This is a genomic window from Mesorhizobium sp. (genome assembly GCF_004962925.1).
GTDB lineage: Bacteria > Pseudomonadota > Alphaproteobacteria > Rhizobiales > Rhizobiaceae > Mesorhizobium.
In genome coordinates this window covers 7,210-13,632 of sequence record NZ_SUEO01000171.1, presented here as the reverse complement: position 1 = coordinate 13,632, position 6,423 = coordinate 7,210, and the positions used below count along the sequence as shown (strand labels likewise).

Below are 6,423 nucleotides of genomic sequence, written 5' to 3'. Positions count from 1 at the left end.
GCCGACGGCAGAGGGCGGCCCTCGTTCACCAGCGCCTCATCGGCGCCGACCCAGGCAAAGGCCTCGCGCAACTCCTCGATCGTCGCGCCGGTCGAGGCGATGTCGGCGATGGCGGCGTCGTCCACCGGGCCCAGCACCGATATGATGTCGTCGCGTGTCATGGTCATGATATCCTCCATGCGGCGTACCGGCGCGACCCACAAATGAAGGTTGAAACCGGTATTGCCAGCCACAATCTGGCAACAAAAAATCTGGCAGCGGGACAGAATCTGGGTCTTGATTTCGGGCTGACAATAACCAAATAAAAAATGCCGGTTGCCGAATGGGGCCGGCAGAACCCAGGGAGCGCCAGCTCTTTGGCGTCCCTCGTACTATGTCGCTCTATGGAGGATGTAGCTATGAGAACCGCATCGGATTTTTCCCCGCTCTATCGGTCGAGCATCGGTTTCGACCGCATCTTCAACCTGCTGGAAAACGCGCCTCAGACTGTCGACAGCTGGCCGCCTTATGACATCGAGCGAAGCGACGGGCACAGCTATCGCGTGACGATCGCCGTCGCCGGCTTTTCCGAAGACGATCTCGACATCAGCCACGAGCCCAACCTTCTGATCGTCTCGGGCGAGCGCAAGGAACAGGACAAGGTTGAATATCTGCATCGTGGCCTGTCGGTGCGACCGTTCACACGGCGCTTCGAGCTTGCCGATCACATGACGGTCACCGGCGCCTCGCTCAACAACGGCCTGCTGACGATCGACCTCGTGCGCGAAGTGCCCGAGGAGATGAAGCCGCGTCGCATCACGATCACTAGGGAAGACGGCGCGCCGAAGGCCGGGCAGGTTGAGAAGCCGAAGCAGGCCGCCTGAGCGAGGGTCTGGCGCCGCCTGGCACAACCAGTCGAGAAAGGAGAACACCAATGGCTATTCGTGATCTCATTCCCTGGGGCCGGGAGGACAGCCCGGTTCCCAGCTTCTATCGTGACGATGACCGGGATCCGTTCATGGCGTTGCATCGCGAGATGAACCGCATGATCGACGACGCGTTCCGCGGTTTCGAAACGCGCATGCCCTCGCTCAGCGGATTTTCGTCGGCGCGCGCCAACTGGCCGAGCGTTGAAATCTCCGACAGCGAGAAGGAGGTCCGCGTGACCGCCGAAATCCCCGGCATGGACGAGAAGGACATCGAGGTGCTGCTCGACGACGGCGTGCTGACGCTGCGCGGCGAGAAGCGTTCCGAGACTGAGGACAAGGACAGGTACTTCTCCGAGCGGTTCTACGGCCGCTTCGAGCGCCGCATCCCGCTCGGCTACGAGGTCGAGGAGGACAAGGTGAATGCCGCCTTCCATAACGGCGTACTCAGCGTGACGCTGCCCAAGACCCAGCGCGCGCAGACGAAGGCCAAGCGCATCGCCATCAGCGGCAGTGCCGTCAGTCCCGGCAAGAGCAAGCACTGACAACATGGCAGCCGGACGCGCACGCGCCCGGCTGCGCTCAGTCGGTGCATACGGCCACCCGACCGCTTGTAATCCAGCCGTCCGCCGATGGACGGATACATTGGAAAAACAAGCGCTACCGCATCAACTTCCTGCAGCAGGCTTTGCCTTGGCGTTCTTCAGCGCGGCTAACAGGTAGTCCCGCATTGTTGCCTGAAGGTTTGTCGTGGCGGTGCGCACTGCCGCCATCGGCCTGCAGTGTCTGTGCACAGCACGGGAATCGGCCCACAATACATTTCCCCTGACGTCGAAACGAGCCAGATCGGCGCCTAGTCAAGCAGGCTGACTATTTGCAGGATCAGTACCAACAGCACAAAGCCAAGGACAGACGCGAAAATCGCCGCCCAAATGACCGTGCCTTGCTTCCTGCGCATGGCAATCCTAAACCCGCCGCGACCGGGGTGGAAAGAAGCAATCACAACTGCTTCACGCGAAAAAGAATCTTCTGCCAGGGTGCTCGTTCGCGAGGGCGGTTACATCATTCATCCGGCTGATGCGGAACATTAGGGACTTCTAACAATTGTATTTGAGCAGTGGAGCCTTCGGGCTCCTACTGCAGTGCAACCCGACCGGGCCCGCGCGCTCTCCGCCAGAGGCGCGGGCTTTCATTTGTTCAGCGATGCGCCAAGCCACGCGCCGTGGCGTTCCTGGCGCCCAGGCCACGGAGCCCGTCGTCGGACTTTCGTTTCAATTGTCGAACTTTATCGGCTTGTCGGAGCTGAGCGAAAAGTCCCGCTCGCATCCGGTACAATGCAGAAACGCTAGCTCACATGAGCTGCTGGAACACGTCTACAAAACAGGAGCCAATTCCAGCATCACGAAAGCGGTGACACCCAGCACGACAAGGGCATAAGCCGCATAAAGAACAAGCAACAACACTTCAAAATCGTGGAACAAGGCTGTGGTAGCCTTGATTTGTTGTGGCTCTCTTTTCTCGATGAGGTCAGCTTCGGGGTTCCCCGCTCTGACGACGATATAGCCAATCCTGTCGTTCTCGGCTGCCTGTAATATCCGCTCCGCGATATCGAGAGCGATCACCGGATCATCGGCCAGCTGATTGTTCGCTATCCGGTATTCAGTAATAGTCTGGATTTCATGCTCTCTCATGCACGCTTAACCGCGTCATTTAAATTAGGTTCCACTAAAATACCGATGTTTACGACCGAGCCGGTCGCAGTAACCGGACGTGACAATCCTAGGCCGCGAACCCCTGCCGCGCGTCCTCCGATTAAATGGCTCTCCATGGACTGTTACGCATCTGCCGCGTGCCAGACGAAGCACCGCAAAAGAGTTCCCCGGCGATGTCGAAGCCGCCGGACCGCCGCTACAATTCCTACTGGTTCCCCGCCGCCGCCTTTGCCGCTGGGATTGCAGCGGCAACCGTCGCTCCGCCACCGCGACCTGCCGTCCGGCTTGCCGCTGCGCACGTCCGCTGGTGCTACGACCGCTATGTCTCGTACCGCGGCCTGGGACAACAGCTACCAGCCCTAGGCCGGCCCTCGCCAGCAATGCTGGTCGCCCTATAGCTGAGACGGGTGGGGGTGCGGCCCGTCTCAGCGGGCTCGTCTCAGATCGCCTCGCGCTCCCGTTCCGGCGTAGCGACCAGCAAAGCCGCTGCGGCATTGGCGGCCGCGATGGCAGCCTCGACCTGATGCCCCCGGGCAAGGCCTGCCGCGAACGCGCCAACGAACTCATCGCCGGCGCCATGGGTGCTGACGACCTTCACCGGAATGGCCGCCAGCGCGAACGCCTGACCGTCGCGGTCGCAATAGGCGACGCCCTCCCCGCCGGCGGTGACGATCGCGGCCGGGTAGGAATCGACCAGCATGCGTGCCGCCCTGGCCGCACCCTCGAGCGTATCGACGACCGGAACGCCGGCCAGAAATTCCGCCTCGATGGCGTTGACGACCACGATGTCGATGAGTGCGATCAATTCGTCCGACAGTTTTCGAGCGGGTGCGGCATTGAGCACGACGCGGCCGCCATGTCTCCTCACCGCCCGCGCGGCAGCAATGTTGGCGGGTTCCGGCACCTCGTTCTGCAGCAGAAGCACCGAAGTGTGCGCGATCATTTCTGCCGCCTCAGCGATGTCCTTTTCACCCAAGGTGAGATTACTGCCTGATACGATCACCGCGCCATAATCGCCGCCGTCGTCGAAGATCGCCACGCTCATGCCCGAGCCGGCGCCGGGCGCGACCCGTACGAAGCGGCTGTCGACGCCGCAGCGGCCGAGATTGTCGAGAAGTGCGCGGCCAAAATCGTCATCACCGACCGCGCCGATCATCGCTACGCGCACGCCGGCCCGCGCGGCGGACACTGCCTGGTTGCCGCCCTTGCCGCCGCACTTCGGCCGCCAGGCATGGCCGGTGACGGTTTCGCCCTTGCGCGGGCGGTCAGGGGCTTCGACCATGATGTCGTAATGCAGGCTGCCGAACACGGTCACCAGCGCGGTTGTCATGCGCCCCTGTCCCGGCGTTTCGACGTCACCGCCGACATGGTGCGGCCGAGATTGCGCTCTGCCGCCTGGTAGTCGCGCTGCGCCACCGCCACGAACAGCGCGTCGAGAATGTTGAGCTGCGCGATGCGCGCCGCTGCGTTCTCGCCCATCAGCGGCGAGCCCTGCGCGGTCGAGCACAGCACGATGTCGGCGACTGCAGCCAGCGGCGAGTTGTCGTAATTGGTGATCGCCAGCGTCCGCGCGCCGCTCTTGCGGGCGAGATGGATGGCGTCGATGACGGCGCTGGTGTTGCCGGAATGGGAGAAGCCGACGGCGATGTCGTCGGCGCCGAGCAGCGAGGCCGACATCAGCATCATGTGCGAATCGTCATAGACGGATGCGCGGATGCCGATGCGCAGGAATTTGTGCGAAACGTCGCGCGCGATCTGCGCCGAGCCGCCGACGCCATAGAAATCCCGATTTTTGGCACGGTAGAGAAGATCGGCAGCGCGGTCGAAATCGTCCATGTCGAGGATGGCCAGCGTCTCCTCCAGTGCCTGGATCGAGGTGCGGAACACTTTTTGGACGATCTCCGCCGAACTGTCGTCGACCGACAGCTCCTGGTGCATTTCGGCGGTCGGCAGGCGGCTGTACTCATAGACGGCGGTGCGAAAGTCGCGATAGCCGGAGAAGCCCAGCTTCTTGGCGATCTTCACGACCATCGCCTCCGACACGCCGGCTTCTTCGGCGATCTGCTTGAGCGGAATGGTCTCGTCGAAGCCGCGCCTCCCGAAGACGGTTTCCACCACCTTGGCCTCGAGCGGCGTCAGATGCGGCATCATCATGCGGATCCGCGGTCCTACTGCTTTCAGATCCAGGCTGGTCAAGGTCATCCACGTCCCCTCGTCACGCGATCGATAAGCATCGCGGCGAGGATTATAAGGCCAGTTGCCAGGAGCTGATAGAAGGACTGGACATTCATCAGCGTCAAACCGTTGCGCATGGTGCCGAGGATGACGGCGCCCAAGATGGTGCCGACGACGCTGCCCTTGCCGCCCATCAGCGAGGCGCCGCCGATGGCCGCCGCAGCAATCGCATCGAGCTCCCAGAGATTGCCTAGGATGGGCTCGGCGGCACCCAGCCGGCCGATCAGGATCTGCGCGGCAAGGGCTGCCAGCAGACCCGAAATCATGTAGGCGGCGATCTTGGTGCGGGCGATCGGCACGCCGGCTATGTAGGCGGCCTCCTCATTGCCGCCGACGGCGAGCAGATATTCGCCGAACGGCGTCTTCTTGAGGATAACCCAGGCGATCAGCGCGACCACGGCCACGATGATGACCGCCAGCGGCAGCCCGAACAGCGAGCCGTTGAAGATGGCGCGGAAGCCGGCAGGCAGGCCGAGCACCGGATTGCCGCCGGTATAGATCAGCGCCAGCGCCCGGAAGGTGCTCAGCGTCCCCAGCGTGACGATGAAAGGCTGCAGCCCGACATAGGCGACCAGCACGCCGTTGAGCAGGCCGCAGACGAGGCCGATGGCGAAGCCGGCGGCGATGGCCAGCGGAAATGGCACGCCGGCGACCAGCATCGAGGCCGAGATGACGGCTGAAAGGGCTGCCGTCGGCCCGACGGACAGGTCGATGCCGCCCGAGATGATCACCAGCGTCATGCCCAGCGCTAGGCAGGCGTTGATGCTCGATTGCTGCAGGATGTTGATCAGGTTGCGCTCGGCAAAGAAGCCCGGGACCAGCACACCGAAGACGGCGAGGATCACCACCAGGCCGATCAGCGTGCCTGCGTCGCGCACGGAAAACCGGTGCAGGAATTCAGCCCTTGGCCGCGCTGCTGTGTGTTCGGTTATATCAGTCATCCACTGGTCCTGTCCGTTATGCACCGGCCCGATGGCTTTGCGCCGCGCCGCCTTGAGTCTTCGATTGGGGTATGGCGTGCGCCGCGATCGCCTGCTCGCTAAGGTCGGTCCGGCCGAGTTCGGCGGCGACCGTGCCGTCGCGCATGACCAGCACGCGGTCGGCGAGCCGGATCACCTCGGGAAGCTCGGACGACACCACGATTACCGAATGGCCTTCGGCGGCGAGCTCCTCGATCAAGTGATAGATCTCCGCCTTGGCGCCGACATCGATGCCGCGCGTCGGCTCGTCGAACAAAAGGATGCGCGTTCCCGCCGCCAGCCAGCGGCCGATGATCGCCTTCTGCTGGTTGCCGCCGCTGAACAGCCGGATCGGCCGGTCGAGCAGGAACGGCCTGAGATTGACCCGCTTCACCTTCTCGGCCGCGACCCGTTTCAGCCTTGTGTGATCGATGACGCCGCGCGGCGCGAACACGCCCATCGACGCCAGCGCCATGTTGCTGGAGATCGAGCGCAGCGGCACGATGCCTTCGCGCTTGCGCTCCTCCGGCACCAGGCCGATGCCGGCGGCGATGGCGTCGCGCGGACTTGAAAGTTTTACCGCCTTGCCGTCGATCTCGATCGCGCCTGTTG

General features: G+C 63.1%; 8 protein-coding genes. 3 read left to right on the top strand and 5 right to left on the bottom strand.

The window, feature by feature from the left end:
* The first annotated feature begins 398 nt into the window (after positions 1–398).
* On the top strand, positions 399–863 hold the full coding sequence (locus E5W87_RS26425; RefSeq protein WP_292404387.1) for an Hsp20 family protein: 465 nt from the start codon (positions 399–401) through the stop codon (positions 861–863).
* Positions 864–913: 50 nt separating this feature from the next.
* Complete coding sequence (locus tag E5W87_RS26420; protein ID WP_292404385.1) at positions 914–1,450, top strand: Hsp20/alpha crystallin family protein; 537 nt, start codon at positions 914–916, stop codon at positions 1,448–1,450.
* Between the two features lie 828 nt (positions 1,451–2,278).
* Here the strand turns inward: E5W87_RS26420 and E5W87_RS26415 are convergent.
* On the bottom strand, positions 2,279–2,596 hold the full coding sequence (locus E5W87_RS26415) for a hypothetical protein (RefSeq protein ID WP_292404383.1): 318 nt from the start codon (positions 2,594–2,596) through the stop codon (positions 2,279–2,281).
* A gap of 194 nt (positions 2,597–2,790) precedes the next feature.
* Between E5W87_RS26415 and E5W87_RS26410 the strand changes: the two genes are divergently transcribed.
* Entirely contained in the window at positions 2,791–3,015 is a 225-nt protein-coding gene (locus tag E5W87_RS26410) for a hypothetical protein (RefSeq protein ID WP_367118880.1), read from the top strand.
* Positions 3,016–3,056: 41 nt separating this feature from the next.
* Here E5W87_RS26410 and E5W87_RS26405 read toward each other — a convergent pair whose 3' ends face one another.
* The 4 genes from E5W87_RS26405 to E5W87_RS26390 form a co-directional block, all read right to left on the bottom strand.
* Positions 3,057–3,947, bottom strand: a complete 891-nt coding sequence (locus E5W87_RS26405) for a ribokinase (RefSeq protein WP_292404380.1) — start codon at positions 3,945–3,947, stop codon at positions 3,057–3,059.
* Positions 3,944–4,819 carry a MurR/RpiR family transcriptional regulator gene (locus tag E5W87_RS26400; protein ID WP_292404378.1) on the bottom strand — a complete coding sequence of 292 codons (876 nt, stop codon included), beginning with the start codon at positions 4,817–4,819 and terminating at the stop codon, positions 3,944–3,946. Before E5W87_RS26400 ends, E5W87_RS26405 begins: the two co-directional genes overlap by 4 nt.
* Positions 4,816–5,793 carry an ABC transporter permease gene (locus E5W87_RS26395; protein WP_292404376.1) on the bottom strand — a complete coding sequence of 326 codons (978 nt, stop codon included), beginning with the start codon at positions 5,791–5,793 and terminating at the stop codon, positions 4,816–4,818. The genes E5W87_RS26400 and E5W87_RS26395 overlap by 4 nt, the downstream gene beginning before the upstream one ends.
* A 16-nt stretch (positions 5,794–5,809) precedes the next feature.
* Positions 5,810–6,423: ATP-binding cassette domain-containing protein (locus E5W87_RS26390; RefSeq protein WP_292404374.1), on the bottom strand; the 614-nt coding region annotated here is incomplete at its 5' end.

Bases quoted from the DNA above. Each gene is read 5' to 3' on its own strand.
- E5W87_RS26410 (WP_367118880.1), top strand. From the start codon at position 2,791: ATGTCGAAGCCGCCGGACCGCCGCTACAATTCCTACTGGTTCCCCGCC.
- E5W87_RS26415 (WP_292404383.1), bottom strand. From the start codon at position 2,596: ATGAGAGAGCATGAAATCCAGACTATTACTGAATACCGGATAGCGAAC.
- E5W87_RS26420 (WP_292404385.1), top strand. From the start codon at position 914: ATGGCTATTCGTGATCTCATTCCCTGGGGCCGGGAGGACAGCCCGGTT.
- E5W87_RS26425 (WP_292404387.1), top strand. From the start codon at position 399: ATGAGAACCGCATCGGATTTTTCCCCGCTCTATCGGTCGAGCATCGGT.
- E5W87_RS26405 (WP_292404380.1), bottom strand. From the start codon at position 3,947: ATGACAACCGCGCTGGTGACCGTGTTCGGCAGCCTGCATTACGACATC.
- E5W87_RS26395 (WP_292404376.1), bottom strand. From the start codon at position 5,793: ATGACTGATATAACCGAACACACAGCAGCGCGGCCAAGGGCTGAATTC.
- E5W87_RS26400 (WP_292404378.1), bottom strand. From the start codon at position 4,819: ATGACCTTGACCAGCCTGGATCTGAAAGCAGTAGGACCGCGGATCCGC.